Origin of the sequence: Stenotrophomonas sp. CASM114 (assembly GCF_049384325.1) — a bacterium.
GTDB classification, from domain to species: domain Bacteria; phylum Pseudomonadota; class Gammaproteobacteria; order Xanthomonadales; family Xanthomonadaceae; genus Stenotrophomonas; species Stenotrophomonas muris.
This window is the reverse complement of record NZ_JBMRGJ010000011.1, coordinates 82,532-109,298: the sequence shown is the minus strand read 5'-3', so window position 1 is coordinate 109,298 and position 26,767 is coordinate 82,532. Positions and strand designations below refer to the sequence as shown.

27 protein-coding genes are annotated in these 26,767 nt (G+C 66.7%); 19 read left to right on the top strand and 8 right to left on the bottom strand.

The features are described 5' to 3' along the window. The first annotated feature begins 241 nt into the window (after positions 1-241). A complete protein-coding gene (locus tag VG566_RS12670) occupies positions 242-3,160 on the top strand; it encodes a TonB-dependent receptor domain-containing protein (protein WP_423172664.1) in 2,919 nt (972 codons plus the stop codon). Between the two features lie 189 nt (positions 3,161-3,349). On the opposite strand, the gene VG566_RS12665 is transcribed toward VG566_RS12670, so the two are convergent. Beyond that, on the bottom strand, positions 3,350-3,607 hold the full coding sequence (locus tag VG566_RS12665) for a DUF2789 domain-containing protein (protein ID WP_006390068.1): 258 nt from the start codon (positions 3,605-3,607) through the stop codon (positions 3,350-3,352). A 106-nt stretch (positions 3,608-3,713) separates the two neighbouring features. On the opposite strand from VG566_RS12665, the gene VG566_RS12660 reads away from it, so the two are divergent. The 5 genes from VG566_RS12660 to VG566_RS12640 are packed head-to-tail and all read left to right on the top strand — an operon-like array spanning position 3,714 to position 6,669. Continuing rightward, positions 3,714-4,301 carry a biliverdin-producing heme oxygenase gene (locus VG566_RS12660; protein ID WP_075076023.1) on the top strand — a complete coding sequence of 196 codons (588 nt, stop codon included), beginning with the start codon at positions 3,714-3,716 and terminating at the stop codon, positions 4,299-4,301. A gap of 31 nt (positions 4,302-4,332) precedes the next feature. Further along, complete coding sequence (locus tag VG566_RS12655) at positions 4,333-4,800, top strand: YbaN family protein (RefSeq protein ID WP_241884223.1); 468 nt, start codon at positions 4,333-4,335, stop codon at positions 4,798-4,800. Then, positions 4,787-5,515 (top strand): tonB-system energizer ExbB, encoded by a 729-nt coding sequence (exbB, locus tag VG566_RS12650; RefSeq protein WP_241884224.1) that lies wholly within the window; start codon positions 4,787-4,789, stop codon positions 5,513-5,515. The genes VG566_RS12655 and exbB overlap by 14 nt, the downstream gene beginning before the upstream one ends. Positions 5,516-5,524: 9 nt before the next feature. Then, positions 5,525-5,950, top strand: coding sequence for a TonB system transport protein ExbD (exbD, locus tag VG566_RS12645; protein WP_100450570.1), 426 nt, complete (start codon positions 5,525-5,527; stop codon positions 5,948-5,950). Beyond that, on the top strand, positions 5,947-6,669 hold the full coding sequence (locus VG566_RS12640) for an energy transducer TonB (RefSeq protein ID WP_241884226.1): 723 nt from the start codon (positions 5,947-5,949) through the stop codon (positions 6,667-6,669). The genes exbD and VG566_RS12640 overlap by 4 nt, the downstream gene beginning before the upstream one ends. 78 nt (positions 6,670-6,747) lie before the next feature. Here the strand turns inward: VG566_RS12640 and VG566_RS12635 are convergent, their stop codons facing one another. Further along, complete coding sequence (locus VG566_RS12635) at positions 6,748-8,775, bottom strand: sodium-translocating pyrophosphatase (protein WP_032956016.1); 2,028 nt, start codon at positions 8,773-8,775, stop codon at positions 6,748-6,750. A gap of 355 nt (positions 8,776-9,130) precedes the next feature. Between VG566_RS12635 and VG566_RS12630 the strand changes: the two genes are divergently transcribed. Then, entirely contained in the window at positions 9,131-9,634 is a 504-nt protein-coding gene (locus VG566_RS12630) for a hypothetical protein (protein WP_075076020.1), read from the top strand. Positions 9,635-9,708: 74 nt separating this feature from the next. Here the strand turns inward: VG566_RS12630 and VG566_RS12625 are convergent, their stop codons facing one another. Beyond that, positions 9,709-10,098: a DUF488 family protein gene (locus tag VG566_RS12625; RefSeq protein ID WP_241884228.1), complete on the bottom strand. Its 390-nt coding sequence runs from the start codon at positions 10,096-10,098 to the stop codon at positions 9,709-9,711. A 117-nt stretch (positions 10,099-10,215) separates the two neighbouring features. Beyond that, the gene (locus VG566_RS12620) at positions 10,216-11,472 is read right to left on the bottom strand and encodes a 6-phosphofructokinase (RefSeq protein WP_014648312.1); all 1,257 of its coding nucleotides are present in this window, start codon (positions 11,470-11,472) and stop codon (positions 10,216-10,218) included. A gap of 136 nt (positions 11,473-11,608) precedes the next feature. Between VG566_RS12620 and VG566_RS12615 the strand changes: the two genes are divergently transcribed. The 3 genes from VG566_RS12615 to VG566_RS12605 all read left to right on the top strand — a co-directional run bounded on the left by VG566_RS12615 (position 11,609) and on the right by VG566_RS12605 (position 14,443). Further along, positions 11,609-12,172 carry an adenylate kinase gene (locus VG566_RS12615; protein WP_032956019.1) on the top strand — a complete coding sequence of 188 codons (564 nt, stop codon included), beginning with the start codon at positions 11,609-11,611 and terminating at the stop codon, positions 12,170-12,172. A gap of 331 nt (positions 12,173-12,503) precedes the next feature. Next, a complete protein-coding gene (gene mpl, locus VG566_RS12610; RefSeq protein WP_241884230.1) occupies positions 12,504-13,868 on the top strand; it encodes a UDP-N-acetylmuramate:L-alanyl-gamma-D-glutamyl-meso-diaminopimelate ligase in 1,365 nt (454 codons plus the stop codon). Continuing rightward, the gene (locus tag VG566_RS12605; protein ID WP_032956024.1) at positions 13,865-14,443 is read left to right on the top strand and encodes an LON peptidase substrate-binding domain-containing protein; all 579 of its coding nucleotides are present in this window, start codon (positions 13,865-13,867) and stop codon (positions 14,441-14,443) included. The genes mpl and VG566_RS12605 overlap by 4 nt, the downstream gene beginning before the upstream one ends. A 178-nt stretch (positions 14,444-14,621) precedes the next feature. On the opposite strand, the gene VG566_RS12600 is transcribed toward VG566_RS12605, so the two are convergent. After that, positions 14,622-16,619 carry a bifunctional DedA family/phosphatase PAP2 family protein gene (locus tag VG566_RS12600; RefSeq protein WP_241884232.1) on the bottom strand — a complete coding sequence of 666 codons (1,998 nt, stop codon included), beginning with the start codon at positions 16,617-16,619 and terminating at the stop codon, positions 14,622-14,624. Positions 16,620-16,704: 85 nt separating this feature from the next. Here VG566_RS12600 and VG566_RS12595 point away from each other — a divergent pair, with 85 nt between their 5' ends. The 5 genes from VG566_RS12595 (at position 16,705) to VG566_RS12575 (ending at position 20,026) form a co-directional block, all read left to right on the top strand. Continuing rightward, positions 16,705-17,367, top strand: coding sequence for a serine/threonine-protein kinase (locus VG566_RS12595; protein ID WP_014648307.1), 663 nt, complete (start codon positions 16,705-16,707; stop codon positions 17,365-17,367). Continuing rightward, a complete protein-coding gene (locus VG566_RS12590) occupies positions 17,364-17,870 on the top strand; it encodes a DUF2867 domain-containing protein (RefSeq protein ID WP_241884234.1) in 507 nt (168 codons plus the stop codon). Before VG566_RS12595 ends, VG566_RS12590 begins: the two co-directional genes overlap by 4 nt. A 766-nt stretch (positions 17,871-18,636) precedes the next feature. Then, a complete protein-coding gene (locus tag VG566_RS12585) occupies positions 18,637-18,984 on the top strand; it encodes a DUF6984 family protein (protein WP_032956031.1) in 348 nt (115 codons plus the stop codon). A gap of 1 nt (position 18,985) precedes the next feature. Then, entirely contained in the window at positions 18,986-19,549 is a 564-nt protein-coding gene (locus tag VG566_RS12580; protein ID WP_032956033.1) for a hypothetical protein, read from the top strand. 153 nt (positions 19,550-19,702) lie between these two features. Next, positions 19,703-20,026 (top strand): hypothetical protein, encoded by a 324-nt coding sequence (locus tag VG566_RS12575; protein ID WP_154582531.1) that lies wholly within the window; start codon positions 19,703-19,705, stop codon positions 20,024-20,026. 441 nt (positions 20,027-20,467) lie between these two features. On the opposite strand, the gene VG566_RS12570 is transcribed toward VG566_RS12575, so the two are convergent. Then, entirely contained in the window at positions 20,468-21,151 is a 684-nt protein-coding gene (locus VG566_RS12570) for a hypothetical protein (RefSeq protein ID WP_241884235.1), read from the bottom strand. Between the two features lie 108 nt (positions 21,152-21,259). Between VG566_RS12570 and VG566_RS12565 the strand changes: the two genes are divergently transcribed. Further along, positions 21,260-22,078, top strand: coding sequence for an SDR family oxidoreductase (locus tag VG566_RS12565; RefSeq protein WP_014648303.1), 819 nt, complete (start codon positions 21,260-21,262; stop codon positions 22,076-22,078). A gap of 93 nt (positions 22,079-22,171) precedes the next feature. Then, positions 22,172-23,164 carry a YiiG family protein gene (locus tag VG566_RS12560; protein WP_049407676.1) on the top strand — a complete coding sequence of 331 codons (993 nt, stop codon included), beginning with the start codon at positions 22,172-22,174 and terminating at the stop codon, positions 23,162-23,164. 55 nt (positions 23,165-23,219) lie between these two features. Here VG566_RS12560 and VG566_RS12555 read toward each other — a convergent pair whose 3' ends face one another. Further along, the gene (locus VG566_RS12555) at positions 23,220-24,092 is read right to left on the bottom strand and encodes an ion transporter (protein WP_014648300.1); all 873 of its coding nucleotides are present in this window, start codon (positions 24,090-24,092) and stop codon (positions 23,220-23,222) included. 63 nt (positions 24,093-24,155) lie between these two features. Here VG566_RS12555 and VG566_RS12550 point away from each other — a divergent pair, with 63 nt between their 5' ends. Then, a complete protein-coding gene (locus VG566_RS12550) occupies positions 24,156-25,382 on the top strand; it encodes an acetylornithine transaminase (protein WP_241884237.1) in 1,227 nt (408 codons plus the stop codon). Positions 25,383-25,526: 144 nt separating this feature from the next. Here VG566_RS12550 and VG566_RS12545 read toward each other — a convergent pair whose 3' ends face one another. Beyond that, positions 25,527-26,129 carry an HAD-IA family hydrolase gene (locus tag VG566_RS12545; RefSeq protein ID WP_014648298.1) on the bottom strand — a complete coding sequence of 201 codons (603 nt, stop codon included), beginning with the start codon at positions 26,127-26,129 and terminating at the stop codon, positions 25,527-25,529. Positions 26,130-26,252: 123 nt separating this feature from the next. Between VG566_RS12545 and azu the strand changes: the two genes are divergently transcribed. Then, complete coding sequence (gene azu / locus VG566_RS12540; RefSeq protein ID WP_241884239.1) at positions 26,253-26,702, top strand: azurin; 450 nt, start codon at positions 26,253-26,255, stop codon at positions 26,700-26,702. Positions 26,703-26,767 lie beyond the last annotated feature (65 nt).

Genomic DNA, 26,767 nt, shown 5'->3' with positions numbered 1-26,767 from the left:
CCGTTGCCGACCAACGGTCGGCACCCACCACTGCAACCAGCCACGCAACCGTCGGCGCCCACCACTGCAACCGGGCGCGCAACCGTCGGCACCTGCTTCGACTGCAAATCCCCTTGGGGTTGCCACGCTTTCATCCGTCTTACTCCGCGAACGTACCCGCCGCCGCCACGTACGTCGCCGTGTCCGCCCGTGTTGCGGATGACGCCGCGTTCGCGGCACCGATTACCTGACAGGTTCCCCCATGTTCGACTTCCATCGCCCGGGCCGCGTGCTGCGCCCGTCCCGCCTGTGCATCGCGTTGCTCGCCGCCGGCCTGGCCAGTGCCGCGCCGTCCGTACTGGCGCAGAGCGCCAGCAGCGACCACGCGGCCGTGCTGCGCTTCGATATTCCGGCGCAACCGCTGGATGACGCGCTGCGCAGCTACATGCGCCAGTCCGGTGTGCAGGTGGTCTATCCCGCATCGCTGGCACGTGGCGTAACCTCTCGCGCGGTCGGCGGCAGCCTGTCGGCCAACGAGGCGCTGCAGCAGCTGCTGCAGGGCAGTGGCCTGGCAGTGCGCCGGGTCAGCGCCGATGCGGTCACCCTGGAAGCGGCAACGCCGTTGCAGGCCGACAGTGGTGTGATCGTCACCGACACGCTGAGTGTGGCCGGCGACCGCGTCGGGAGCGGCGCGACCAGTGATGAAGCACGCCTGCTCGACAGCTATCGCAGCGTGGGTTCGACCACCACGCTCAATCGCACGCATCTGGAGCGTTTCCGCGGCACCTCCAACGGCGACATCGTCAAGGGTGTGGCCGGTGTCACCGCCGGTGATCCGCGCGTGGGCAACGGCTTCGACGTCAACATCCGCGGTATCCAGGGCCAGGGCCGCGTGCCGGTGATCATCGACGGTGGCCAGTCCAGCATGGATACTTACCGTGGCTACGCCGGCCAGTCGCAGCGCACCTACCTCGACGCGGACCTGATCTCCAGCCTGACCATCACCAAGGGCCCGAGCCTGCAGGCCAACGCGTCCGGTGGCATCGGCGGCGTGGTCGAGATGGAGACGTTGAAGATCGGTGACGTGCTGCGCGAGGGCCGCGACGTCGGCGTGCGCGTGCGCGGCGGCCTGGCCAATGGCAGTGCCAACAGCCTGCCGTCCTACAGTGCGGCACCGCGCACCGATCGCAGCGCCACCGGCAGCCAGTTCTTCAACGTGGCCGCCGCAGGGCACTGGGACCGCTTCGATCTGGTCGCCGCTTACGCCTACCGTGACAACGGCAACTACTTCTCCGGCCGCCACGGCTACGACGACTTCCCGCAGGATCGGCGCACGCTGGCGCCGCTGAATCCGCCGCGCACCGAGGTTTTCAATACCTCTTCGCGCTCGAAGTCGGCGCTGCTCAAGGGTACCTGGCGCATCGACGACACGCAGACGCTGGAAGCCGGCTATCGCCGCTATGAAGGCACTGCCGGCGAGATCATGGCCTCGCAGATCATCCGCGTGGATCGTGACCGCATTCCACAGTGGGATCCGGGCCACGTCGACATGGACAGCTACAGCCTGCGCTACCGCTTCAATCCGGACAGCGAGCTGATCGACCTGCGCGTCAACGCCGCGTACACCGACACCGACAGCGTGATGTACAACAGCCTGACCGGCATCACCCCATGGTACTTCGACCGCCGCACCGAGTGGTACGACGCGCCCAGCTTCAGTGGCGACCCCGGCTACAAGGATGCCTACCGCAATCCGCTGCGACAGAAGCGCTTCGGCCTGGATGTCAGCAATACCTCGAAGTTCGACACCCGGGCCGGCGCGTTCACGCTGGACTACGGCCTGTCCTACAGCGACGAAGACATCGCGCCGGGCAGTTCGGGGCCGGTCATGCACGACGACCTGGTCAACAACCGTTTCCTGCGCAACGCCGAGCGCAAGGAGTACAGCGCCGTGGCCTCGCTGAAGTGGCAGCCCGATGAGCATTGGGAACTGCTGGCCGGCGGCCGCTGGAACCGCGTGGATGTGCAAGACCGCAACCGCCTGGCCACGCCCGATGCCTATGAGGTACAGGGTCAGTACCGCTATACCGAACTGCTCAATGGCAACCCGGCGCTGCCGTCGTGGCGGGCCAAGCGCATCGCGCTGCTGAACTGGTACCCGGATGCCAACGGCAACTTCACCCGGGAATCGCTGCTGGCCTCGCCGTACAAGAAGGGTACGGTGGCCGACATCGGTGGCTGGAACTTCTACGACGCTGGCAAGGCGCAGGATCTGGAAGTGCCGGTCAGCTGGAGCTGGTCGCAGCCGATCCGCCGCCGCGACAGCGCGTTCTCGCCGACCGCCAGCGTGGCCTATCGCTTCAGCGAAGACACCATGGTCTACGTGAAGTACGCCGAAGGCACCAAGCTGCCGAGCCTGTTCGAGACCACGCTGGGCCTGTTCACCGCCGCCAAGCCGGTGGGCGAGCTTAAGCCGGAGCGCGCGCGCAGCTGGGAAATCGGCGCCAGCACCCTCCGCTACGACCTGTTCACTGCCGGCGACCGCTTGGCGCTGAAGCTGGCGTATTTCGATACCCGTATCGACGACCTGATCACCCGTGACTACCGCACGCTGTCGGCGGGCCTGATCCGCAACGTCGACCAGTTCAAGGTCTCGGGCATGGAGTTCCAGTCCAGCTATGACAGCGGCAAGGTATTTGCCGATCTGTCCGCGCACTACTACTTCAAGGCCAAGACCTGCGCGCCGGACATCGCCGCCGAGCGCCGTGCCTATGGGGCGCAGCGCAGGAACGGCGAGCTGGCCAACACGCCCGACTGCGTGGACGGCGGCTTCGAGGGCTCGTACACCAATACCCAGAACCCGCCGCGCTACATGGTCAACCTGACCCTGGGCTCGCGCCTGTTCGAGGAGCGCCTGACCTTCGGCACCCGCGTGGTCCACAACGCCGGCCCGATCAGCAAGCTGGACAAGGACTGGAACGTGGGCCTGTCGGCGATCCAGCAGCTGTACCGGCCAACCACGCTGGTGGACCTGTTCGCCAGCTGGAGCTTCAACGACCAGCTCTCGGTGGAAGCCGGCGTGGACAACCTGACCGACCGCTACTACCTGGACCCGCTGGCCCTGGGCGTGATGCCGGCACCGGGCCGCACCGCGCGGCTGGCGCTGACCTGGAAGTACTGATCGGTCGCGGATGAGCGCTGGGGTCGGATCCCTTTCCTGCGGAAAGGGCGAGCGGCAGGGTCGGATCCCTTTCCTGCGGAAAGGGCGAGCGGCGGGGTCGGATCCCTTTCCTGCGGAAAGGGCGAGCGGCGGGGTCGGATCCCTTTCCTGCGGAAAGGGCTCTGACCCCAACAGCGCGGGATACCCCGCTTACAGCCCCGTCGCCGCCTTAACCGCATCTTCGTGCAGCGACTCGTTCAGCTCATCCACCACGGTGGTCCATGCCGCATCGGCCTGCAGCGACTCGGACAGGAACTGGCGCTGCGCATCGTTCCAGTACGGTGCCTCGACCACTTCCACATCGGTGGCCAGCTGGTGCTCGCGGATGAAGCGGGCGATGCCCTCGGCGCTGGCGTCCAGGCCCAGCTGCAGGAACAGGTTGGTCATGCGCGGTTCGGTGGTGATCATCGTCGGTTCCTGCGGTAAGAAGGGATGCGCCATTATCGGCGCACATAGCCTTGGGGAAAGCCCCGTGGCGAACGTCTACAGCAGGACGACCCCCTTGGCATCCCCCATGAACGCACACATCGCCCCTGAAGACAGCCGCAGCCTGCGGCTCAAGGCCGCCACCCGCGACAGCCATGGCGCCCTGGACAAGCGCATCATGGCCGGTGACATCTTCGCCGACCGCAGCAACTTCGCCCGGTTCCTGCGCGTGCAGTATCGCTTCCATCGCAGCATCGATGCGCTGTATGCCAACCCTGCGCTGGACGCACTGCTGCCGGACCTGGGCGAGCGCCGCCGCCTGGCCCAGGTGGCGCGCGACCTGCAGGATCTGGAGCAGACGCTGCCCGGGGCCGACATCGCGGCGTTGCCGTCCGATCTGGAACTGCCCGCCGCGTTGGGGTGGCTGTATGTGGCCGAAGGGTCCAACCTGGGCGGCACCGTGCTGTACAAGATGGCCGCCAGGCTCGGCCTGGATCGTGATTTCGGCGCCCGCCACCTGGCCGCGCATCCGGATGGCGCGGCGCGCCACTGGCGCGAGTTCACCGCTGCGCTGGACGCGGTACCGCTGAGTGCCAGGCAGGAGCAGCAGGTGATCGATGCGGCCGACGCCGCGTTCCGCAGCGTGCACGGCCACGTCGAAGTGGAATTCGCCTGATGCCTGGTGCCCGCCTGCGGATGCAGCGCTGATGCGTTGGCTCTGGTTCGCGCTGGGATGGGTGATGGTCGGCCTCGGGGTGATCGGCGCGTTGCTGCCGGTGATGCCGACCACCATCTTCCTGATCCTCGCCGTGGGCTGCTTCGCACGCAGCTCGCCGAAGTTCGAGCAGCGCCTGCTGGCGCATCCGCGCTACGGCCCGTCACTGCGGCTGTGGCGTGAGCAGGGTGCGGTGTCGCGCAAGGGCAAGGCGTTCGCCAGTGCCGGCATGGCCGTGGGTTTTGCGCTGTTCTGCTGGGGAGCGCACCCGTCGTGGCGCCTGCTGCTGGGCGTGGGCCTGTTCTTCGCGGTCAGCGCCGGCTACGTGCTCAGCCGACCCGCGCCGCGGCTGCAGCCCCATCCGGTCGTGGAAGTGGACGACGCCAATGATCCGCGTGCGACCCGCCGTCGCGCAGCGACCCGTGATGCTGATGGAAACCGAGACGATGCTGCCTGCTGACCTGGCCCCTGTGGCCGCCCCCGCATTGACTCCGTGGGGCATGTACCTGGCCGCCGACGTGGTGGTGAAGGCCGTGATGATCGCGCTGGCACTGGCGTCGCTGGCCACCTGGACCGTGCTGCTGGCCAAGGGCTGGGAGCTGGCGCGGCAGGCCCGGCAGCTGCGTACGGCACGCGCGCTGTTGCTGCAGTCCGCACAGCTGCCGACGCAGAGCGAAGAAGCGACCCTGCAACAGGGCGCCGCACTGACGATGCTGGATGCTGCACGCACCGAACTGCGCCTGTCGCAGGGGCTGGACAGCCACGACGGCATCAAGGAGCGCGTCGCCTCGCGCCTGGAGCGCATCGAGCTGGAAACCGCGCGCGTGCAGCGGCGCGGTATCGGCGCGCTCGCCAGCATCGGCGCGGTGGCGCCGTTCGTCGGCCTGTTCGGTACGGTGTGGGGCATCATGAACAGTTTCATCGGCATCGCCCACAGCAACACCACCAGCCTGGCGGTGGTTGCGCCCGGCATCGCCGAGGCCCTGTTGGCGACAGCGCTCGGCCTGGTCGCGGCGATTCCCGCGGTACTGGTCTACAACCATTTCAGCCGCGTGCTGGCCGGCCTGCGGGGGCTGCTCGGCGATCTGTCGGCGGCCGTGCAGCAGCTGGTGTCGCGCGATCTTGATCGTGCCGTCCCGCGTGCCGCTGCGGCGCCGCTGCGCGCGGTGCACTGAGGCGCGACGATGGCGATCAGGACCGCGTCCGACCGCGACGATGCCCCCGAAGAAGCGCACGAGATCAATGTCACGCCCTTCATCGACGTGATGCTGGTGCTGTTGATCATCTTCATGGTGGCCGCACCGCTGGCCACGGTGTCGGTGCCGGTGCAGCTGCCGGCCAGCAGCGCCAATGCCGCGCCGCCGGAACAGGCACCGGTGTACGTGACCGTGCAGGCCGACCTGTCGCTGCGCGTCGGCGAGCAGGCGGTGGCGCGTGACGGGCTGGCGGCTGCATTGCAGGTGGCCACCCACAGTGATACCGCGCAACGCATCTTCCTGCGCGCCGACACCCGCGTGCCCTACGGCGAACTGATGGCCACCCTGGATGCGCTGCGTGCGGCGGGCTACCTGAAGGTGGCACTGGTCAGCCTGGAGCAGCGCACGCAATGAGCGGACTGCGGCGCTGGGCGACCAGCCTGGCGATCGTACTGCTGGTGCACGCGCTGTTGATCGGCGCGGCCTGCTGGTGGGTGGCGCGCGCATCGGTGCAGGCTGCAACGGCTCCCCCGGCAGCGCTGACGCTGGAGCTGGCGCCGATGGCGCAGGCACCGCCGGCGCCGCCGCGCGAGGTCGCCACCGGGCCGCTGCAGCAGCAACAGCAGCGGCAGCAGGCGCCAGCGCCAGCCGTGCGTGAGCAACCCAAGGCACCCGTGCAGCCGCAGGGTGAGCTGCCTCCGCCAGAAGCGCCGGAACCAGCGCCCGCGCCGGACAGCGCCGATGCCAACGTCGCGCAGACCAGCGCACCGCCGCAGGTGGCCGCCGACGCTGCCGCACGCTACACCGCGCCGCAGACCACGGCGGGTGAGCGCAGTCGTGCCGAGGCGACCTGGGAAGGACGCCTGCTCGGGCACCTGCAGAAGCACCGGCGCTATCCACGCCAGGCCGAGCGGCTGCGCCAGCAGGGCGTGGTCTACGTGCGCTTTGCCATGGCCCGCGACGGTGTGGTTTCGGCGGTGGTGCTGGGTCGCAGCAGCGGCTTCGCGTTGCTTGACCAGGAGACGCTGGACACCGTGCAGCGGGCCAGCCCGGTCCCGGCGCCGCCGGCCGAGGTGGCTGGCGACCCGGTGCAGGTGATGGTGCCGGTGTCGTTCTTCCTGCGTGGGCGGTGATTGACGGTGGGGTCGGATCCCTTTCCGCAGGAAAGGGCTCTGACCCCATCGAGGCCGTCATCCACGCATGGCGCGGATCTACAGCAGCGGCACCAGCAGCAGCGCCACGATGTTGATGATCTTGATCAGCGGATTGATCGCCGGGCCGGCGGTGTCCTTGTACGGGTCACCGACGGTATCGCCGGTCACCGCAGCCTTGTGCGCTTCGCTGCCCTTGCCGCCGAAGTGGCCATCCTCGATGTACTTCTTGGCGTTGTCCCAGGCACCGCCGCCGGTGGTCATCGAAATGGCCACGAACAGGCCGGTCACGATGGTGCCGATCAGCAGGCCGCCCAGCGCGCGTGGCCCCAGCAGCAAGCCGACCACCACCGGCACCGCCACCGGCAGCAGTGAAGGCACGATCATTTCGCGGATCGCCGAGCGGGTCAGCATGTCCACCGCCTTGTCGTACTGCGGCTTGCCGGTGCCCTGCATGATGCCGGGGATCTCGCGGAACTGGCGGCGCACTTCCTCCACCACCGCACCGGCGGCGCGGCCGACCGCTTCCATCGCCATCGCACCGAACAGGTAGGGAATCAGGCCGCCGATCAGCAGGCCGATGATCACCGTGTGGTCGCTGAGATCGAAGCGGAACTCCTGGCCGGGATTGGCCGCCTGCAGGTTGTGGGTGTAGTCGGCGAACAGCACCAGTGCGGCCAGCGCCGCCGATCCGATCGCATAGCCCTTGGTCACTGCCTTGGTGGTGTTGCCCACCGCATCCAGCGGATCGGTGATGTCGCGGATCTCGGAAGGCAGCTCGGCCATTTCAGCGATGCCACCGGCGTTGTCGGTGATCGGGCCGTAGGCATCGAGGGCGACGATCATGCCGGCCATCGACAGCATCGCAGTAGCGGCGATGGCGATGCCGTACAGGCCGCCCAGCGCGAAGGCTCCCCAGATCGCCGCACACACCGCCACCACCGGCAGCGCGGTGGACTTCATCGAAATGCCAAGGCCGGCGATGATGTTGGTGCCATGGCCGGTGGTCGAGGCCTGCGCCACGTGTTGCACCGGCTTGTACTGGGTGCCGGTGTAGTACTCGGTGATCCAGACGATCAGGCCGGTCAGCACCAACCCGATCAACGCGCAGCCATACAGCGCCATCGGCCCATGCACGTTGTCGGACATCAGCCCGGTGGTGATCGGATAGAACGCAATCGCCGCCAGCACGCCGGAGACGATCACGCCCTTGTACAGCGCCCCCATGATCGAGCCGCCCGGCTTCACCTTGACGAACAGCGCACCGATGATCGAGGCGATGATCGATACGCCGCCCAGCACCAGCGGGTAAAGCACCGCGTTGGCGCCGGCCTCGGCCAGCATCAGGCTGCCCAGCAGCATGGTGGCGATCACGGTCACCGCGTAGGTCTCGAACAGGTCGGCGGCCATGCCGGCGCAGTCACCGACGTTGTCACCGACGTTGTCGGCGATCACCGCCGGGTTGCGCGGATCATCTTCGGGAATGCCGGCTTCGACCTTGCCGACCAGATCGGCGCCGACGTCGGCTCCTTTGGTGAAGATGCCGCCGCCCAACCGCGCGAAGATCGAGATCAGCGACGAACCGAACGCCAGCCCGACCAGCGCGTGCAGCGCCTGCTCCATCGGCAGGCCCATGCGCAGCAGCAGTGCGTAGTAGCCTGCCACGCCCAGCAGGCCCAGCCCGACCACCAGCATGCCGGTGATCGCGCCGCCGCGGAAGGCGACGTCCATCGCCGCGCTGATGCCCTGGCGCGCCGCCTCCGCGGTGCGCACGTTGGCGCGCACCGACACGTTCATGCCGATGTAGCCGGCGGCGCCGGACAGCACCGCACCGACCGCGAAACCAATCGCGGTGTACCAGCTGAGGAACACCCCGACCAGCACGAACAGCACCACGCCAGCGATGCCGATGGTCAGGTACTGACGGTTGAGGTAGGCACGCGCACCTTCCTGGATCGCGGTGGCGATCGCAACCATGCGCTCATTGCCGGTGGGTTGGCGCAGGATCCAGCGCGCCGAGACGATTCCGAACAGGATCGCGAGAATGGCGCAGCCCAGCGCCAGTGACAGCCCGTGACGTTCCAGCATTAGACCCCTCCGCAGAATGGATGTAGGCATCCAGTGGCGATGAACGGCACCACGAGGGGGACGACGGGCTGCAGCCTGGAACCAACCCGTACCGACCTTGGTGGTCGTCCGACGTATGGCGGTGTTCAGCATTCCCTGGTGCCTGCAGTATGCGTGCCGCTCTTTGTAGAGTCGAGCCATGCTCGACCGGCCCGTGGGAGCCGCGCCGCATGACCCGTGGGCGCCCTGCCAATGAACGCGTCGACATGCGCGCGGACCCGCCGCCAGGCAAGGGCCTGATTTGCGAGCCACCGGCCTTTGCACCCCGTTAAGCCAGTCTCTGCAAGCCTGCGCGGAGTCCCGATGGAGATCCCCCATGCGCCTGTCCCTGTTGATGCTCGCCGCCCTGGCCCCGGCCGTGCCGGCACTCGCTGCGGAAACCCCGGAGCTGCAGCGTGCCGTGGGTGCCCCCCAGGCGGTGGGTGCGGTGCATACGCTGCGGCAGATCCCCGAGGCCTGCGCGCGCCTGGAAGGTGCGTTCACCGGCGATGCCGCCGCCCCGTACCGCTTCTCCGCCGTGCGTACCAGCGAGCAGTGCCAGCCACGTGCGCGCTTCGTCGACTACACCAAGGCACAGCCGAGTGCCGACAAGGGCTGGAAGCTCAACGATGTGATCCGCGTGCCCAACGCGGCATGCCCGGCGCAGCAGGCGGTGGTGCGGGTGTGGCGCCTGCCGTCGAGCAACAAGATCGAGCTGGATGGGCAGGGCCAGTCGCGCATCTATCTGGAAGAGGCCAAGAAGCAGGCGGCAGCCGGCCAGATTCCGCAGGTGACGATGTTCGCCGCGCAGCTGCAGATGGAAGGCAAGGCCTGCAACTGAGATGATGCGTGCGCTGCGCCCACGCAGTCGTCCACGGGTGGTAGTGCCGGCCGCTGGCCGGCATCCGGCTGATCTCACTCCGCCAGCGTCGCCCCGCGCGCCACCAGCAGCTCGCGCAACGCCCTGCGATGGCAGTGCGCTTCGTCCTCGCAGTAGCAGCCCACGCTGAGGTCGCTGTGCTGCGACATCGCGGCCAGCAGGTCCAGCGCGTGCGCGGCATCGGGCGCTTTCATCTCGGCCTTGTAGTGGCGGAAGAACGCAGTCCAGTCGGCGGCGGTCTTCGCCTCATGGGCCTGCTTCACCAGCTCCGCGCTGGGTGACAGAGTCGGGAACCAGACGTCGTACCAGTCCCGTTTCGCGCATTCGCTGCGGGGCACGCCGCGCGGTGGTCGCCGCACGGTGCCGATGCGCAGGCCTTCACCGGGTTGGCGCGGGCTGCCGAGACGAACAACACGCAGTGCCATGATGACCTCCATGAAAAGGGGACGGAGGGGATTAAGTCGTATCCGACCCACTGCTGATGCTGTTGGAGATGACAGAGGGGCGTATGCGACTTAATCCCCTCCGTCCCCTTTTTCAGGTCAGCCCTCGAAGGCCGGCAGCTTCTGCTTCACCGCCACGTTCTTCAGTGTCACGTACTTCGGCAGGCCGTCGGTGCCATAGGGAAGCGGCGCTTCGCCCTTGATCAGCGGCGACAGGTAGGCGCGCGCCTTGGCGGTGATGCCGAAGCCATCGCGGCGGATGAAGCCGGCTGGCATCTTCTTCTCGTGGTTGGCGATCTTCGACAGCGGGGCCGCTTCGATCTTCCAGCGATAGGGCGCATCGCTGCTGCGCACGATCACCGGCATCACGCCGTTCTGGCCCTTCAGTGCCAGCTGCACGGCGGCCTTGCCGACCGCCTGTGCCTGCTCCCAGTCGGTCCTGCTGGCCAGGTGGCGGGCCGAGCGCTGCAGGTAGTCGGGCAGCGCCCAGTGCACCTTCAGGCCCAGCTGGTCCTTGACCCGTGCAGCAAGGTGCGCGGCCACGCCGCCCAGCTGCGAGTGACCGAACGAGTCCTTGCCGCCGCCTGCGTCGGCGACGAAGCGGCCATCTGCGGTCGCGATACCTTCCGACGCCACCACCACGCAGTAGCCGACGCGCTCGACCACGGCCTTCACCTTGGCCAGGAACGCGGCCTCGTCGTAGGCGCGCTCGGGCAGCAGGATGATGTGCGGTGCTTCGTCATCACCGTTGCCAGCCAGGCCGGCGGCCGCGGCCAGCCAGCCGGCGTGGCGGCCCATCGCCTCGTAGATGAAGACGCGGGTGGAGGTCTCGGCCATCGCCGCAACGTCCAGCGCCGCCTCGCGCACCGAGACGGCGGTGTACTTGGCCGCCGAGCCGAAGCCGGGGCAGGTGTCGGTCACCGCCAGATCGTTGTCGATGGTCTTGGGCACGCCAATGCAGGTCAGGTCGTAGCCGGAGGCCTTGGCCAGCTGCGAGACCTTCAGCGCGGTATCGGCCGAGTCGTTGCCGCCGTTGTAGAGGAACCAGCGCACGTCGTGCGCGCGCAGCACCTCCAGCAGGCGGTCGTAGCGGGCACGGTCGGCGTCCAGCGATTTCAGCTTGACCCGGCACGAGCCGAAGGCACCGCCCGGGGTATGGGCCAGCGCGCGGATGGCCGCGGCACTCTCCTTGCTGGTGTCGATCAGCTCCTCGCGCAGGGCGCCGAGGATGCCGTTGCGGGCGGCCAGGACCTTGATGCCCTTGGCCCGCGCCTGCTCGATCACCGCCGCCGCCGTGGCGTTGATGACGGCGGTGACACCGCCGGACTGGGCATAAAGGAGAGTACCGTTGCGCATGCTTCTACCTGCTCGGGGGAGGGGACATTGCAGGGACATTACCCGGATGCGGTAAAGTGGCGCTATTGCGGTGCAGCGATACCGGACCGTCCGGGACGCGAACCTTCTTTGTTTTCAACACGTTGGAGTCAGGTCAATGCGATTGGTTCTGTTGGGACCGCCCGGTTCGGGCAAGGGGACACAGGCGACGCGCCTGAAGGAAAAGCTGGGCATCGCCCACATTTCGACCGGTGACATGCTGCGCGCGGAAATCGCCGCCGGCACCGAGCTGGGCAAGCAGGCCAAGACGGTGATGGATGCCGGCAACCTGGTGTCGGACGACATCCTGCTGGGCATGCTGGAGTCGCGCCTGACCCAGGCTGATGTCGCCAAGGGCTTCATCCTCGATGGCTACCCGCGCAACGTGGCCCAGGCCAATGCGATGGATGGCCTGCTGGCCAAGATCGGCCAGCCGCTGGACGCCGTGGTGCAGCTGGACGTGGCCACCGAGCTGCTGGTGGATCGCATCGCTGGTCGTGCCAAGGAGCAGGGCCGCGCCGATGACAATCCGGAAGCGGTGCGCCAGCGCCTGCAGGTCTACAACGAGCAGACCGCCCCGGTGGTCGATTTCTACGCCGGCCGTGGCACCCTGGCCCGCGTCGATGGCGTCGGTGAGCTGGACGAGATCGAAGCCCGCATCCTGGCGGCGATCAAGGCCTGATCCGGCCGGGCCGGCGCGAATTGCCGGCTCCCCGGGCGCAAAAAAACACAGGCCTGGTCCGCGAGGATCAGGCCTGTGTCGTTTGACAGGCGCCAGCGAAGGGCTTGCTCAGGGCCCCGCAGCATGAGCTCCCTTGGGGATGGCCTCTTGGGGAGTAGGACCGGTTCGGGTACTGCGGCTGGCAGTTCGAATTGTGTCCGGGTTCACAGAACATCGCTATCGGGAATTCCCTGACAGCTGATTGGAGTTTTCTCACATCCCGTGTAGGGGTTGTCTTACCCGATAGCGGACATTGGCCCTATACAGCCGTCATCGGTCACAATCCTCGGTCATGAGCAGCGTACATATCCTTGCAATTGCCGGCACCTTCATGGGCGGCGTGGCCGCCCTGGCGCGGGAACTCGGGCATTCCGTCAGCGGCAGCGACCAGGCCATCTACCCGCCGATGTCGACCCAGCTCGAACAGCTGGGCATCACCCTGGACCAGGGCTACCGTGCCGACAGCGTGCCGGCCGGCACCGACGAGGTAGTGATCGGCAACGCGCTGTCGCGCGGCAATGCCGCCGTGGAAGCCGTGCTCGATGCCGGCCAGCGCTATATATCCGGCGCGCAGTGGCTGTCCGAGCAGGTGCTGCCGAGCCGCGACACGCTGGCCGTGGCCGGTACCCATGGCAAGACCACCACCACCACCATCCTGACCTGGCTGCTGGAAAGTGCAGGGCGCTCGCCGGGCTTCCTGATCGGCGGTGTCGCCGAGGATTTCGGAGTCTCCGCGCGCCTGGGCCAGGGCCGCGAGTTCGTGGTCGAAGCCGATGAGTACGACACGGCCTTCTTCGACAAGCGCAGCAAGTTCGTGCACTACCGGCCGCTGGTGGCCATCCTCAACAATCTTGAATACGACCACGCCGACATCTTCCCGGACGTGGCGGCGATCCAGCGCCAGTTCCATCACCTGGTGCGCACGGTGCCGGCGCGTGGCCGCCTGATCGTCAACGGCGAGGATCAGCACCTGGCCGAAGTGCTGGCGATGGGCTGCTGGACCCCGGTCGAGCGGTTTGGTTTCGATCCGTCGCTGGAGTGGCATGCCGAGCTGCTGGCCGCCGATGGCAGCGCGTTCCGCGTGCACCATCGTGGGCAGGCGCTGGGCGACGTGCAGTGGTCGCTGCTGGGCCGCCACAACGTGCTCAACGGGCTGGCCGCGCTGGCCGCTGCGCATGCAGTGGGCGTGGCGCCGGCCACGGTGATCCCGGCGCTGGCGCGCTTCCGCAGCGTCAAGCGCCGCATGGAAGTGATCGGCAGCCATGGCGGCATCACCGTCTACGATGATTTCGCCCATCACCCCACCGCGATCGCCACCACGCTGGAAGGCCTGCGTGCCAGGGTCGGCGATGCGCGCATCGTGGTTGCGATGGAACCGCGCAGCAACTCGATGCGGTTGGGCGCACATGCGCAGGCACTGGCACCGTCGCTGGCGCTGGCCGATGAAGTGGTGTTCCTGCATCGCCCGGAACTGGCCTGGGATGCCGCTGCGGTGATCGCTGCGGTACGTGGTGACGCCCACGCGGTGCCGGATACCGACGCACTGCTGGCGCAGCTGCAGTCCAGCGTGCGCAGCGGCGACCACGTGGTGTTCATGTCCAACGGTGGCTTCGACGGCGCCCCGCGCCGCTTCCTCGCCGCGTTGCAGGCCCGATGAGCGTCGACAGCCCGCTGCCGCTGTTTCCGCTGCACACCACGCTGGTGCCGGGTGCGGCGGTGGGCCTGCGTGTTTTCGAGCGCCGCTATCTGGACCTGGTCCGCGACAGCGGCCGCAGTGGTGAGGGGTTCGGTGTCTGCCTGATCCTCGATGGCGAGGAAGTCGGCGCACCGGCGACGCCGGCGGCCTATGGTGTGCAGGTGCGCATCGAAGACTTCGATGTCGGTGCCGATGGCGTGCTGCAGCTTCGCCTGCGCGGCACCCGTCGCTTCCATGTCGAGCGTACCCGCGTGCGCGACAACGGCCTGGTGGTGGCCGACGTGCGCTGGTGCGAGGAAGACCCGGACGACGAACTGCGACCACAGCACGCGCTGCTGGCCACGGTGCTGGGGCACATCATCGAACAGGCCGGCGAGGCCTATGCGCCGTCCAACCCGGCGTTGCTGGACCAGGCCAGCTGGGTCGGCTGGCGGCTGGCCGAGCTGTTGCCGCTGAGCGAGCAGCAGCGCCTGCAGCTGCTGCAGATGGACGACCCGCACCAGCGATTGCAGCAGTTGCTGGGCTGGATGCCGTAGCAGCCTGCCTTGGGTGGGTGTGCACCTTGGTGCACACGCTGGGGCATGCGTGGAATGCCATCCACGCACGGCGTGGGATCTACTGTAGAGCCGAGCCTGTGCTCGGCTTGATGGTTCCCGCGAAGAGCAGCCGAGCATGGGCTCGGCTCTACAGTGGGTGATCGCGCACCGGTGCCGGTCAGGGCGTTGTGGTCTTCAACCGCAGCACCGGCAACCCGGTTTCGCTGTGCACGTCCTCGCGCTGCGGCAGGTCCTGCACGGCTTCCTTCACTGCGTTGAGCGCCGGGTCGACGCCACGCAGCGGGTGCCACATGCCGATCCACTCGAAATGACGCTCGTAGCGCAGGGTCTGCGCACTGCCCAGCCATAGCGGCGTATTGCCCGGTTGCAACTGCGCAGGGGCTGGCCACAGGCGCAGTACGTAGCGCTCATCGCGGTGTGTACCCGGGCGCACCATCAACAGCGCTTCCACGCGCGTGTCCAGCGTGGCTGGCAGCACCGGCAGTTCGTCGGCACCCGTGTTCTTGTCCAGCATCAGCAGCGCCTCCTGCCAGCCGGCCTGTTCCTGCCGCTTCCAGCCGCGTGCTTCCAGCTGCGCCTGCAGCGGGGCCAGCGGGCCCGCCACCTGCACGTCCAGCGGCCAGCGCTGGTCGTCGTCGAACTCGTTGCGGCGCGCCGGCAGTGTCGCCCAGTCGTGCTGCCACCAGGCCTGCATGTCCATCGCCTGCGCCGCCGGCAGGGTCGGCTCGAAGCGTTCCAGCTTCACCGGAATGTGGCGCGGCGCGTACCACATCGCCGCCACGGCGAAGACACCGTAGAACAGCCACGCCACCGGCTTCACCCAGAACGAGCGGTTGAAGCGGCGGCGGTAGGCGATGCCCAGCACCAGCAGCCAGAACGTACCGAACAGCATGCCGCCGATCACATCGCTCAGCCAGTGCGCGCCCAGGTACAGGCGCGAGAAGCCGATCAGGCTGACCACGATGCCCGACACCAGGTACGGCCAGACACGGGTGCGGCCAGGCATCTCGCGGGCGATCAGCACCGCGAAGAAGCCGAAGGTGATGGTGGCCATGGTCACCGACACCGACGGGAAGCCAAAGCCACTGCTGGCATCGACCGGTCGCACCACATCCACCGTTGCGCCGAGCAGCATGGTCAACGCCAGGCCGAAGGCAAGCGCGGCCAGCCAGTGCGCGGCTGCCATCCAGCGGCGGCGCCAGATCAGGTAGCCCATCGCTGCAGCGGTGGCCGGCAACAACACCTGCCAGGCGCCCAGCGATGCCAGCGCGGCCATCGGGTAATCGGCCAGCGGATTGCGCAGCGCCAGCATGGCCTGGTGCACCAGCAGGTCGATCGCCAGCGGCTCGCCATGGGCGACCACCACGGTCAGCAGCGCGAACCAGCCCCAGCCCAGCACCAGCAGCATCAGCGCCAGCATCGCCAGCGGCACCGACTCGCGGCGCTTCGGGTCCAGCACACCGACGGTGTAGCGGCCCAGCGTCGGGTGCCGGTTGGACCAGTCCAGCAGCCGCGCCAGCCAGTTGTCCATGCGCGCGGCCGACCAGCGGTAGCCGTACAGCACGATGGCCCAGACCAGGCCGAGGATCACTGCCAGCAGGCCGACCACCACCACCAGGCGCCCTGCGACGGCGGCCACCGCGTCGTAGGCCTCGCCGAGCACCCAGCCCGGTGCCAGGAACAGCACCGCCCACGAAATGCTGGCGATGCCACTGGCCTGCATGTAGCGGCTGGCCGGCATTTTCATCATGCCGGCGATGGCCGGCACGAACGGCCGGATCGCGCCCACGTAGCGTGCTACCAGGATGCTCTTGAAGGCATTGCGGCGGAACAGGTTTTCGCCGCGGTCGAGCAGCTGCGGGTAACGGCTGAAGGGCCACACGCCACGCAGGCGGTCACCCCAGCGGCGCCCGATCCAGTAACTGATGCCATCACCGGCGAATGCGCCCAGTGCGGCTGCCGCCACCGCATACGGCCCGGAGATCTGGCCCAGCCCGATGAACACGCCCACCGCGAACAGCAGCGGCAGGGCCGGCACGATGGCGCCGAGAATGATCACCGCATCGCAGAAGGCGATGAGGAAGATAACGGCACCCGCCAGCACGGGGTGAGCGGCAATCCACGCGAGGGTGGCGTCGATCCATGAAGAGTCCATTGCCCGATTATAGGGGCGTGAAGGTGACTGGTTCCCAGCCGCTTGGTGACCGTTTGCAACGGGCGCCATCGCCTAGAATGGGCACATGCCGCATTCGTCAGACACGCCCTCGCACGCCCTGAAGGCCGACAGCTTCGGTCGCATCCTCCTTGTGGAAGGGCCGGCCGGCTCCTTTGTACGCCGTGATCTGGGCGCCACACCACTGTGGTTGCGGCTGCCGGCCTGGTGGCTGGCCCGCCGTGAAGCACGCGCACTGCGCCACATCCACGGCATGGCCGATGTGCCGCAGCTGCTGGCGTGGGATGGACGTCATCTCGACCGAAGCTTCATGGCCGGCGACGCCATGTACCAGCGTCCGCCTCGCGGTGACCTGGCCTGGTTCCGCGCCGCGCGTCGCCTGCTGCAGCAGCTGCATCGCAATGGCGTGGCCCACAACGATCTGGCCAAGGAAGCCAACTGGCTGGTCACCGACGATGGCCGCCCGGCGCTGATCGACTTCCAGCTGGCGGTGATCGGCAACCCGCGCTCGCGCTGGATGCGCCTGCTGGCCCGTGAGGACCTGCGCCACCTGCTCAAGCACAAGCGCATGTACTGCCGCGAGTCGCTCACCCCGGTGGAAAAGCGGGTGCTCAAGCGCACCTCCTGGGTGCGCGAGCTGTGGTTCGCCACCGGCAAGCCGGTCTACCGCTTCGTCACCCGCCGCATCCTGCATTGGGAAGACAACGAGGGGCAGGGGCCCAAGCCGTGAACCGTGCGCAGGTGGTGACCGGCCCGCCGGGCGCGGGCAGCGTCCTGCGCCCACAGCTGGCCGGTGCCGACTTCGTGCACGCCTGCCAGGCGACGACCCGTCGCGATGGGCGCTCGGCCTTGCAGGCCTATCGCGACATGGCGGCGACCATTCCCGGCTGGTTCGACGGGCTGATGGCACTGCGCAATCGCGGCATGCGCCTGCTCGGCATGAAGCACCTGGGCTCGTTGCGTGCGGTACAGGACATCGCGCAGCCGCGTCCGGGGCAACGGCTGGGCATCTTCACCCTGCAGTCGCTGGATGACGATGCCATCGTGCTGGAAGACGACGACCGCCACCTGCGTGTGCAGCTGGCCCTGCAGTGGCAGGGCGATGTGCTGGAAGTGGCGACGGTGGTGCATACGCACAACGCGTTCGGGCGTGTGTACATGCTGCCGGTCGCACCGGTGCATCGGCTGATCGTGCCGCATCTGCTGAGGAAGCAGGTGCAGGGGTACCGGTAGATCCACGCCATGCGTGGATGAATTAAGCAATTCAATGGTCGCGTGCAAGTGAGTTTGCCGTCACCGATGTCAGCCTGCCAGGCAACAACGCGGAGCTGTGAGCGGCGGGGTCGGAGGCGCGTTGATCGGTGCCATTGGTCGAGGGACAGTTACAGTGGGAGGAGCTGTCGCGATTCAAGCGGTGACCAACGCCTTCACGGGGGCGGGCAGTGTTCTTGCTCAGAATGCCTAGGAAGGAAAGCCCACGTCCGGTGCGGAGCTTGCGTCAGCGATGGCGGGTAGTGTCGGTGGCGGTCTAGTTGCGAGCGGAATTGGTGTGGCTGCTGGTGATTTTGCGGGAGCTGCGGCCAAAGGGAATCTACAAAGGATGGTCGCCTCCTCTGCACCCGGGGTGCCAAATATGGCCCATGCGACCGCGTCAACTGCAGCAGCTATTCCGAAGCAGAGCTTGGGGCAGGCCACCATGTCACAGACTGCCCAGGCATCAGCTCAGATGGCGACTGCGGCAGCACAGAAGGAACTGGAGAAAAGGAAGTGTAGACGTCAACGCGTTCTTTGTTAGTTTATGAGATAGGAGGGGTGCTGTTCTTTGTGCTGATCTACGTCATCCTTGACTACAGAGGGATTGGCAACGCGGCTCGAATTGCTCTTTACCCTTTTTTTGTGTTTCAAGCCTTTCTGCTGTCGTCATATTTTGTAGATGCCTTGAAGGGTAGATGGCGTCGCTGAGTTTGGAAGCTGGCAACAGAACGAAATGAGCAACCCAATGCATACCGTTTCCAGCGTTGAAAGAGCGCTGATTGAAGCTGTGGCAGTCTGTCTGCCTGCGGCCTCTGCTTCGCAGCTTCAAGCCGACCTGGCTTCCGCAAGCGCTGTGGAAACCAGTCTGGGTGGAGCTCGGGTGGGATTCGTCATTTCTGGATATGAGCGTCCGCCGTATCTAGGGCAGCACGCATATCCCGTCGAGCTGCAGATGCAGGACGCAGATGGTGCTGAACTCACGCCGATTCTTCATGCGGACGCAAACGACCGGCTACTGGAGCTGGAGATCATTCGTTGGGATGGTGGCGAGCTGATATCTCCGCAGATCGAGAGCGTGGTCTGCTATGCATGAGGTGGCGAAGAAGGATTCTGGTGACGACAAGGGCAATGTGCAGAATGCCAGCCTCGAAGAGCCAGTGGATGTCGCGGAAGCGCTTGCGATGTATCAGCGCTTGATGCTTGAACGAAGCGATGCGGCGTTCGTCGCCGACTTCATGGTGTTCTGTTGGCAGGCCGTTGATCCCGGGCGCGTCGCCGCATTGGACTTGCCTGGGGACGTTGTGGATGCGTGCGCTGATCAGCTATCCCTGCTGATGCGGATGGAGGATCAGCAGGATCAGCAGGATCAGCAGCGCGCGGCGCCAGCTTTCTGGAAGCGCTACATCGAGTGGGCGGACTACGCCATCGATTTCCCGCTTGATGAACGCAAGCGGTTCATCTGTGAGGCACCTGGCTACTTGGAGCCAGCATTTTCTGTGTTCGTGGCCACTGGCGGTGCTGAGATGAGGTCTGAGGCGATGGAGCTCCTGGCTGAGTACTCCGGGTCTGGCACAGCGAGGGCTGCCTATGTCAGATCGGTGATCGAGAGTCGGCTCAGCTCTGAAGGGTCATATGGTCATCAATCCGTCGGTGGCTGATGGCTGTCAAAGGGGTCTGCCCATCACAACGGAAAGTGGTCGACGTGCAACGGTTTGAATAGAGCACTTGGTATATCCCTGCTGCTGGCAGCGGGTGGGACGGGTCTGGTTCCCGCCTTTTCCAGAGACAAGCATCCAGGCATCTGCCAAGGAATGAGTGGGTCGCGCAATGATGTGCAGTCCTGCCAGACACCGCTGCAGGCGCTTCTTGCGAACTCGGGCGGCTATGATGGCGGGCACTTTGCTGCGTTCGGCTACCTGCTCCATGAGGGTGGAAGCAGTGATGCCCTCGGCCCCTCCGCCGATGCGCTGGTCGATCTGAGTGGCGCGGAGTACGAGGACTCCGTGCGTGGCATCGAGCCAGGCCTGTACTTTGTCATGCTCCAGGGGATGTATTACGCGGGGGGGGGCAGTGAACGGTGCCTGCGTGGGCGAACTGAGGGCGCCTTTCATATCGCGCACATCAAAGGTCGATGAGGTTGATTGACCAGAGTGCTGTTGAGGTAATGCATGTGGGACTGCGCACACGCCATCCTCTATTACGAGAGCCAAGGGCAGGACTCGCTCCTGGTGCATGAGAACGTGTACCTGATCAGTGCCGATAACGACGAGCGCGCTCTTGAGAATGCAAACGCGCCTGCTCGCGGGTATGAGGATCCGAGCGGCCGCCTGATGGGTGAAGACGGTAGAGCGCCCCTCTATCGATGCGCCGGAATCCGCAAGCTGATATCAGTAGAGACTGATGAGGACCCTGCCGAGGGACGCCTGCACTCCGGTGTGGAGGTCACGTACTCCGTCATGGCGGTGGATACGTTGGATCAGGTGAGACGTCTTGCCCGTGGTGATGGCGTGGAAGTGCTGTACCAGGAATGGAAATGTAGAGCCGAGCATGGCTCGGCTCTACAGAGGCGGGTGACCTTACGGCGTCGCCGGCACCACCTGCTGGCCAATGAAGTTGCGCTTGGCGTCGAAGTCGTACGCGATCTGCAGCTGGCCCACATCCGGGCAGGCGTGGCAGTCGCGCAGCGGCGTGCGGTACAGCAGGCGGACGCCACCGTTCTCCAGCGGCGTGGCCCCGGCCGACTGCGTCGGTGCGAACGGCGTGGCCTGCGGGTGGTCCTTCAGCAGGGCCTGCACGGCGGGGTCGGCACGCAGGGTGTCGTCCAGCTGCACGGCATCCACATCGATGCGCTTGCCGGTGGCGTCGACCAGGCGGGTGCCCTCGTTGGTGTTGGCGCGGAACGGATACTCGACCGTCGCAATGCCCAGGCCTTCGTTCTCGTGCCAGGCCGTCACGTAGGCCAGCTCGCCCCCGGTGGACAGCTGTTCGGCGGCGGTGATCGCATCGGCGCTGGCGCCGCCGGCGCGCATCGCATCGCGCAGGCAATCACGCGTGGCGGCGTTCTCGCCCTGGCGGCAGGCGTTGAGGTCGCCATCCCACACCACGGCCTCGCTCCAGCGCAGCTTGCCGTCGGCGGCGGCCTTCTCTGCGCTGGGCGTGTCACCGGCAGGTGGCTCCTTGCCCGGTTCCGGCGAACGGCCCTGGCAGGCGGTCAGCAGGGCAAGCCCCAGGGCAGGCAGCAACAGGCGGGAACGGCGCATGGCGTGGACCTCGTGTGTTGTCTGGAGGCCCAAGTATCGTCAAGGCCGGGTGAACTCCACGTCGGCGCGGCATACTAGCGGCTCATTGCATACGCTGGAGTGTGGGACGTGGGCAGTCTGCAGGGCAAAACGCTTTTCATCACCGGTGCCTCGCGTGGCATCGGCCTGGCCATCGCACTGCGCGCTGCGCGCGACGGCGCCAACGTGGCCATTGCGGCCAAGTCGTCGGTGCCGAATCCGAAGCTGCCGGGCACCATCCATACCGCGGCCGAAGCGGTGACGGCGGCAGGCGGGCAGGGCCTGGCCCTGAAGTGCGACATCCGCGAGGAAGAGCAGGTGCATGCGGCGGTTGCGGCCACGGTCGACACCTTCGGTGGCATCGACATCCTGGTCAACAATGCCAGCGCGATCTGGCTGCGTGGCACGCTGGATACGCCGATGAAGCGCTTCGACCTGATGCAGCAGGTCAATTCGCGCGGCAGCTTCCTGTGCGCGCAGGCCTGCCTGCCGTACCTGCTGCAGGCGCCGAACCCGCACATCCTCACTCTCGCGCCGCCGCCGAGCCTGGAACCGAAGTGGTGGGGCGCGCATACCGGCTACACGCTGGCGAAGATGGGCATGAGCTTCGTCACGCTCGGCCTGGCCGCGGAATTCGGCCCGCAGGGTGTGGCGGTGAACGCGCTGTGGCCGCGCACGGTGATCGCCACCGATGCGATCAACATGATTCCGGGCGTCGATGCGGCCGGCTGCCGCACGCCGCAGATCATGGCCGATGCTGCGCACGCGGTGCTGGTGCGCGAGGCGGCGGGTTTCCACGGCCAGTTCCTGATCGACGATGACGTGCTGGCACAGGCGGGTATCACCGATCTGTCCGGCTATGCGGTGGATCCATCGCGTCCGTTGTTGCCGGATCTGTTCCTGGAGTGATCGCGCGTCGCCGGCAGAGGCCGAGGGCTGCGACCTTCGGCCTGCTGCGCTAGAATGCGAGGCTGTAATCGTTTTCAACAAGGACGTGAACCCATGTCACGCACTCTTTCCGTCGCGGCGCTGGCCGCTTCGCTGTCGATTGTCCTGGCTGCCTGCGGCGGCAAGGCACCCGCAACCACTGGCGACGCCGGCCCTTCCAGCACGCCCGACGCCAGCGCGGCGCCGTCCGACGCACAGCAGCAGTTGACCGCCAAGCTCAACGCCTACATCGGCTGCTTCAACACGCTTGATTCGAAGACCCACGGCAGCATCGAGTCCTATACGCGCTGGATCAAGGACGTCGAGGCCGGCCCGAGCGGGCGCGAGACCCAGGTGTACGGTCCGTTCGAGATCAGCGATTACGACATGAAGCAGTGCGATGGCCCCGTGACCGAGGCGATGGCTGCCAAGCCGGCGCTGGCTGAGCTCGATGCCGCTGCTGGCCATTACCAGCAGGCGCTGAAGGCACTGGTGCCGCTCAGCAAGGACGCGCACGACTATTACGATCGCCAGGACTACGAAGACGACCAGTTCGCCAAGGGAAAGCAGCTGCACGCGCCCTTGATGGCCGCCTTCAAGGAGTTCGTGACTGCCAGCGAAACGTTCAACGCCGAGCTGGAGCGCCAGAACGACGCCGCCCAGCGCGAGCAGCTCAAGGTATTGGAACAGGCCGAGGGACGCACGCGCGAGTACTACCGTCTGGCAATGATGCTGGAAGCCAAGGCCATCATGGATCTGATGAGTGAGGATGACTTCGATCAGGCCAAGGCGCGCGAGCGCCTGGATGCGTTCAACCGCATTTCCGACGAAGCGCATGCGAAGGTGGCTGATCAGGAGCCGGGCAAGCTGGACTGGAACAGCTTCGAGCGTGAAGCCGAGAACTTCCGTCGCGAAGGCAAGGAGCGGCTGCAGCGCGTCAGCGAGAAAAAGCCTTACAGCGATTTCGAACGACGCATGCTGGATTCGCCTTCGATGGCGCCGCGTGGCTCTGCCAGCAAGCTGATGCAGGAATACAACTCGCTGGTTTTCCAGAGCAACCGCCAGTAGCGCTCCCGCTCATGGCTTGATCAGCGAGCGCCGGTGTACATCGCCGGCGCTCGCATCAATGACTGAACGCATCCGGCAGTTCGCCGCCGCACTTGCGGCAATGCCGGGCATCCGGCTCGTGGCCTTCCAGCCCGCAGTGCGGGCAGCCACGCGCATCGCGGCGCGCGGCCAGCTCGGCTTCACGCATGGTGCTGGCCAGCTCCGCGGTGTAGATGCCGGTGGGCACGGCGATGATGCTGTAGCCGATCAGGATCAGCACCGAGGTGACGAAGCGGCCGAGCACGGTCTGCGGCACGATGTCGCCGAAGCCGACCGTGGCCATGGTCACCACCGCCCAGTACATGCTGGCCGGGATGTTGGTGAAGCCGTGTTCGGGGCCCTCGATCACGTACATCAGCGCGCCGGCGATGATGGTGATGGTGATCACCGTGAACAGGAACACCAGCACCTTGCGCCTGCTGCGCCACAGCGACGTCATCAGCACGCCGCTTTCCTCGATGTAGCGGGTCAGCTTGAGGATGCGGAACACGCGCAGGATGCGCAGCGCGCGTACCACCAGCAGGCTCTGCGCGCCGGGGATGAACATCGACAGGTAGGCGGGCAGGATCGACAGCAGGTCGATGATGCCCCAGATGCTCACCGCGTAACGCAGCGGGCGCTTGACCACGGCCAGCCGCAGCAGGTACTCGGCGGTGAAGATGATCGTGAAAGCCCATTCCAGGATGTACAGGCCGGTGGACCATTCGGCATGCAGGTGCTGCACGCTGTCGATCATCACCACCAGGATGCTGGCGACGATCGCCACTACCAGGATCAGGTCGAAATTGCGCGAGGGCCGCGAGTCGTGGCGGTAGATGATGTCGAACCACCGGCGGCGCCAGCCGGTCTCGGTGGCGGGGTTCAGCTGGGGGGCAGAAAACGGTCGCATGGGCGCATTGTGCCGCAGGGGTTCCGGCGCGAGAATGGGGATTCCTGAACCCTGCCGACTGCCATGACCGCCGCTACCGATCCGCTGATCTCCCTTTCGCACTATTACCTGCCGGTCTACAAGCCCCGTCAGGTGGTACTGGAGCGAGGCCAGGGCGCCCGCGTGTGGGACAGCCAGGGCCGTGAGTTCATCGACCTGGCCGCCGGCATCGCCGTGTGCGGGCTGGGCCACAACGATCCGGACCTGGTGGCCGCACTGGTCGAGCAGGCCGGCAAGCTCTGGCACACCAGCAACGTGTTCTACAGTGCGCCGCCGCTGCACCTGGCCGAGGAGCTGGTGAAGGCCAGCCGCTTCGCCGAGCGCGTGTTCCTGTGCAACTCCGGCGCCGAAGCCAACGAAGTGGCGATCAAGATGGTCCGCAAGTGGGCCTCCAGCCAGGGCCGCCCGGCCGACAAGCGGGTGATCATCACCTTCCGTGGCAGTTTCCACGGCCGCACCCTGGGCGCGGTGACCGCCACTGCCCAGCCGAAGTACCAGGAAGGCTACGAGCCGCTGCCCGGCGGCTTCCGCTACATCGATTTCAACGATGAAGTACAGCTGGAAACCGCGATGGCCGCCGGCGACGTGGCGGCGGTGATGCTGGAGCCGATCCAGGGCGAGGGCGGCGTGATGCCGGCCAAGTCCGGTTTCCTCAAGCGCGTGCGCGAACTGTGCGACCAGCACAACGCACTGCTGGTGCTGGACGAGATCCAGGCCGGCATGGGCCGCACTGGCACGCTGTTCGCGCACTGGCAGGACGACGTGGTGCCGGACATGGTTACCCTGGCCAAGGCACTCGGTGGCGGCTTCCCGATCGGCGCGATGCTGGCCGGCCCGAAGGTGGCCGAGACCATGCAGTTCGGCGCGCACGGCACCACCTTTGGTGGCAACCCGCTGGCTGCTGCGGTGGCCCGCGTGGCGCTGCGCAAGCTGGCCTCGGCGGAGATCGCCGCCAACGTCAGTCGCCAGTCCAAGGCGCTGCGCGATGGCTTCGCCCGCATCAACGACGAGTTCGGTGTGTTCAGCAACGTGCGTGGTCGTGGCCTGATGCTGGGCGCGGTGCTGAGCAAGGACTTCGCCGGCCAGGCCGGTGCGATCCTCGACCACGCCGCCGAGCAGGGCCTGCTGACCCTGCAGGCCGGCCCGGACGTGCTGCGCTTCGTGCCGTCGCTGAACATCACCGACGAAGAAGTGGCCGAAGGCCTGAAGCGCCTGCGCGCGGCGATTGCCGCGTTCATCGCCGCGCGCTGAGGCCATCATGCCGGGGTCGGACCCCTCTCCTGCGGAGAGGGCTCTGACCCCGTTGCTGAGGAATGCCCGTAGAGCCGAGCCCATGCTCGGTTCATCGCGATGCCAGGCCACAGCAGCCGAGCATGGGCTCGGCTCTACAGTGGTTCACGCAATCCGGTAGCGCTTCAACACCTTGCCCAATCCCCGGCCATCGCGCACGGTTTCCGCGTGCAGGCCGGCAGCGCGCGCGCCACGCACATTGGCGAACAGGTCATCGACGAACAGCGTGCGCGAAGGTGCCACGCCCAGCGCTTCCAGCGTGCGCAGAAACACCGCCGGCGCAGGTTTGCGCAGGCCGAAATCCGCACTGCAGAACACGCGCGCCTGCAGGGCAGGAAACAGTTCCGGCAGCAGGGTGGGCAATGCCTGCTGCATCAGCGCGCCGTTGTTGGTCAGCACCGCGATTGGCAGTTGCAGGGCCTGCAATCGTTGCAACACGGCCGCCTGAGGATGGCTGGCGGCCCGTCGCGCCGCGGTCCATGCAGCCACATCGACAGTCGTGCCCAGAAGCTCTCCCAGCTGCGCCAGATAGGCCGGGCCATCCAGCGTGCCATTGTCATGCGCTGCTTCCAGACCGCTGTCGTACAGCGCGGCCTGTACGGCGTGCGTCGGAACCTGCAGTGTCCGGGCCAGATGCAGCACGCGTTGCCCGCGCTGGTACTGCACCAGCACGCCATCCACATCCAGCAGCAACAGGTCGATCCGCATCGGCTGAGCATGCCATTGCGATGAGTGCGCGGGAAACCCTGGAGCTGGCATGCGACAGACGGTCGCAGACGGCGCCGCAGGGGGCTGCCTAGAATGGCGCTTGAATCCGCAGGAGATGCAATGATGAAGGCTTGGAGGGTGGCAGTGGGACTGGGTGCGCTGATGCTGGCGCCGTCGGCGATGGCGCGGGTGTGTGCGGTGAGCATCGACAGCACCGACCAGATGAGCTTCAGCAGCCGCGAGATCAAGGTTGCCGCTGATTGCACCGCCGTGGACCTGACCCTGCGCCATACCGGCAAGCTGGCGGTCACCGCGATGGGCCACAACTGGGTGCTGACCCGCAGCGCTGATTACCAGCCGGTGGCGATGGCGGGCATGCGCATGACCCTGGCTGACAGCTACCTGCCGAAGGCCGACAAGCGCGTGCTGGCGCATACCAAAGTGATCGGTGGCGGCGAGACCGCGCGCGTGCGTTTCTCTACCCAGGGCCTGCAGAAAGGTGGCGATTACACCTTCTTCTGTTCGTTCCCTGGCCACTTCGCAATGATGAAGGGCAAATTCGTCTTCGGTTAGAAAAAAAGGGGACGGAGGGGATTAAGTCGTTTGTGCACAAACGACTTAATCCCCTCCGTCCCCTT